Here is a 3,183-nt window from a genome sequence, read left to right on the forward strand (position 1 = left end):
CGGGAACTACACCATCCATGTTCCCCAAATTCCCGTGGACGTGAATGGGGGGTTATTGATCAATATCCCCATCACGACAGTCTTCGACGGAAACACCGTCTACAGCGGAATGACAATCAGCGATATCCCCTTCGGCTTCACCGTCGATATCGGCCCGATTCCCGCGTTGGTCGGCACCATCAACTCGCTCACCCTCCCACAGGTGACACTGGTCAGTCCCGCACCGGCACCACAAGGAACCATCGGTTCGTCGGCGTTGCTGCCAATCACCGGATCCGCCACCCTCGGCCCCTTCGATATCACCATCTTCAATTTTCCGATGGTGCCCGGCTACGGAAATTCGACCAGCCTGCCGTCGTCGGGTTTCTTCAACTCCGGCGCCGGCAGCTCTTCGGGCTTCTTCAATGTCGGTGCCAACAATTCGGGCTGGCAGAACTTCTCTTTCGGGACGTTGGGGAACTCGGGAATCAAGAACTGGGGCTCGGCGCTGTCGGGCCTGGCAAACTTGGGCAACACCGTGTCGGGCGCGGTCAATACCAGCACCTTGGACCTATCCACCCCCGCCAACGTCTCCGGGTTACAGAACGTCGGGACCAACCTGGCGGGCTTTTTCCGCGACCGCATCACCGATGCGACCGCCTTCAACCTTGGCCTGGGCAACATCGGCAACCTGAATGCCGGATTTGGCAATATCGGCGACTACAACCTCGGCTCAAGCAACCATGGCAGTTACAACGTCGGCAGCGGAAATATCGGCTTTTACAATCTCGGCCCGGGCAACTTCGGCAATTACGATATCGGTGTTGCCAATCTGGGCGATTACAACATCGGCCTCAGTAATCTCGGTGTGAACAACTTCGGCCTCGGAAATTCCGGCGACTTCAACGTGGGCTTCGGCAACGCCGGCGACGCCAATATCGGCCTCGGGAACACCGGCACCGGCAACATCGGTATCGGGTTGACCGGCACCGGCCAGATCGGATTCGGCGCCCTGAATTCCGGCGTCGGCAATACCGGCCTATTCAACTCGGGCTCCAACAATATCGGCCTGTTCAATTCCGGCACCGGAAACGTCGGCGTCGGCAACTCCGGGACCGGTAACTTCGGCATTGGCAACTCCGGCAATCTCAACACCGGCGTGCTCAACGCGGGCAACGTCAATACCGGCCTGCTCAACGCGGGCAACGTCAACACGGGCGCGGCCAATACCGGCAATTACAACTCCGGCAGCTTCAACGCCGGCAGCTTCAACACGCTCGGATTCAACGCCGGCCACTACAACACCGGCTATCTGAACAGCGGGAATTACAACACGGGATTGGCGAACTCCGGCAACGTCGACACCGGAGCTTTCAACCTCGGCAGCTATTCCAACGGCGTCCTGTGGAGAGGCGATTACCAGGGACTGGTCGCTCTCGACTACGAGATCGTTCTTCCCGACACCGCCATCCCGGTCAACGTGAATCTGCAGATCCCGGCCAACCTACCGTTCAGCGCCACAATTGGCTCGCTGGTGCTGGACGGGTTCACGATTCCTGCCTATACAGCCGACGTCGACATCCTCAGCACCGGAAAATTCCGGGTGGTCAGTGTCGGCCCGATCACCATTCCAGACATCTATATCAGCCCGCCCGCGACGATCACCGGAACTCTCGGCTCCCCCACCAGCATCCTGGTACTCAGCGGTCCTGGCACGCTTGGTCCCGTCCAGATTCCGATCATCCACATCCCAGCAGCGCCGGGCTTCGGAAACTCCACCCTCACACCGTCTTCAGGTTTCTTCAACTCCGGTACCGGAGGCTCATCCGGCATCGGAAACGTCGGTGCCAACCTTTCGGGTTTCTGGAACGCGGCCTCCGGCAGTTCGGGGATCTCTGGTTACAAGAATCTGGGCGATCTGCTCTCCGGTGTCTCCAACTGGGGCAATACCGCCTCGGGCTTCCTGAATACCGCCACGACCAATCTCACAACCCCTGCCGAGGTTTCCGGTATCGGAAACGTCGGAAGCGATATTTCCGGTCTCTTCAACGGCGCGTCCAGCTCCAACATCGGCTTTGCCGACCGGGGCAATTGGAACGTGGGCAGTGGTAACGACGGCAGCTTCAACGTCGGCAGCGGAAACGTCGGCAGTTACAACATCGGATTCGGTAACTTCGGCACCAGCAATTTCGGCACCGGAAACTGGGGCAGCGGCAACATCGGCCCGGGAAACTTAGGCAATGACAACGTCGGGCTCGGGAACCTTGGCGCAAACAACTTCGGGCTGGGAAACTTCGGTGACTCCAACGCGGGCTTCGGAAACGCGGGCAGCGCCAATATCGGCTTCGGAAACACCGGCACCAACAACATCGGCATCGGGCTGACCGGCACCGGCCAAATCGGATTCGGCGCCCTGAACTCCGGTGCCGGCAACACCGGCCTGTTCAACTCGGGCACCAACAACGTCGGCATGTTCAACTCCGGCACCGGAAACGTCGGGATCGGAAACTCTGGCGCCGGGAACTTCGGCATGGGCAATGCGGGTAGCTCCAACACCGGCATCGCCAACTCAGGGATCGGCAGCTGGGGCTATGGAAACGTCGGCAACTACAACACGGGCTTCGCCAACACCGGCAGCGTCAACACGGGCTTGTTCAACGGCGGCGCCGCCAACACCGGGATCGCAAATCCCGGCGACTACAACACCGGCTCGTACAACACCGGCAACACGAACACCGGCGTCGGCAACGCCGGCGATTACAACACCGGCTGGTTCAACACAGGCGACTACAACACCGGCTTACTCAATTCGGGCAACGTCAACACCGGCGCTTTCATAGCCGGCAACTACGACAACGGCTTCCTGTGGCGGGGTGATTACCAAGGTCTGGTCGGTTTGCGGGCCGAGATCTACATTCCCGAAGTCCCGCTGCTGAACCTCGGTTTGAGCCTTCCCATCAATATTCCGCTCAACCTCGACATCGCCGACCTGGCCGTGGCGGGCTTCACCGTTCCGGCGATCAGTGTGAAGGTCTTGAATTCGAGCTATCTCAGCGTCGACATCGGACCTATCGTCATCCCGCCCATCAGCGGCACCATGCCCGCCGTGACCGCCCAGGTAGGCTCACCGAACACATCGGTAGGTGTCCTACTCACCAGCGGAGTGGGCCCGATCAACATCAAGTTCATCGACATTCCAGCGCG

1 protein-coding gene is annotated in these 3,183 nt (G+C 59.9%); it reads left to right on the top strand.

Annotated elements, in window-relative coordinates:
* The coding region (locus ACX9NE_RS29125) for a beta strand repeat-containing protein (protein WP_459377753.1) at nucleotides 1-3,183 on the top strand (3,183 nt) is incomplete at both ends.

The organism is Mycobacterium sp. ML4, assembly GCF_054515735.1.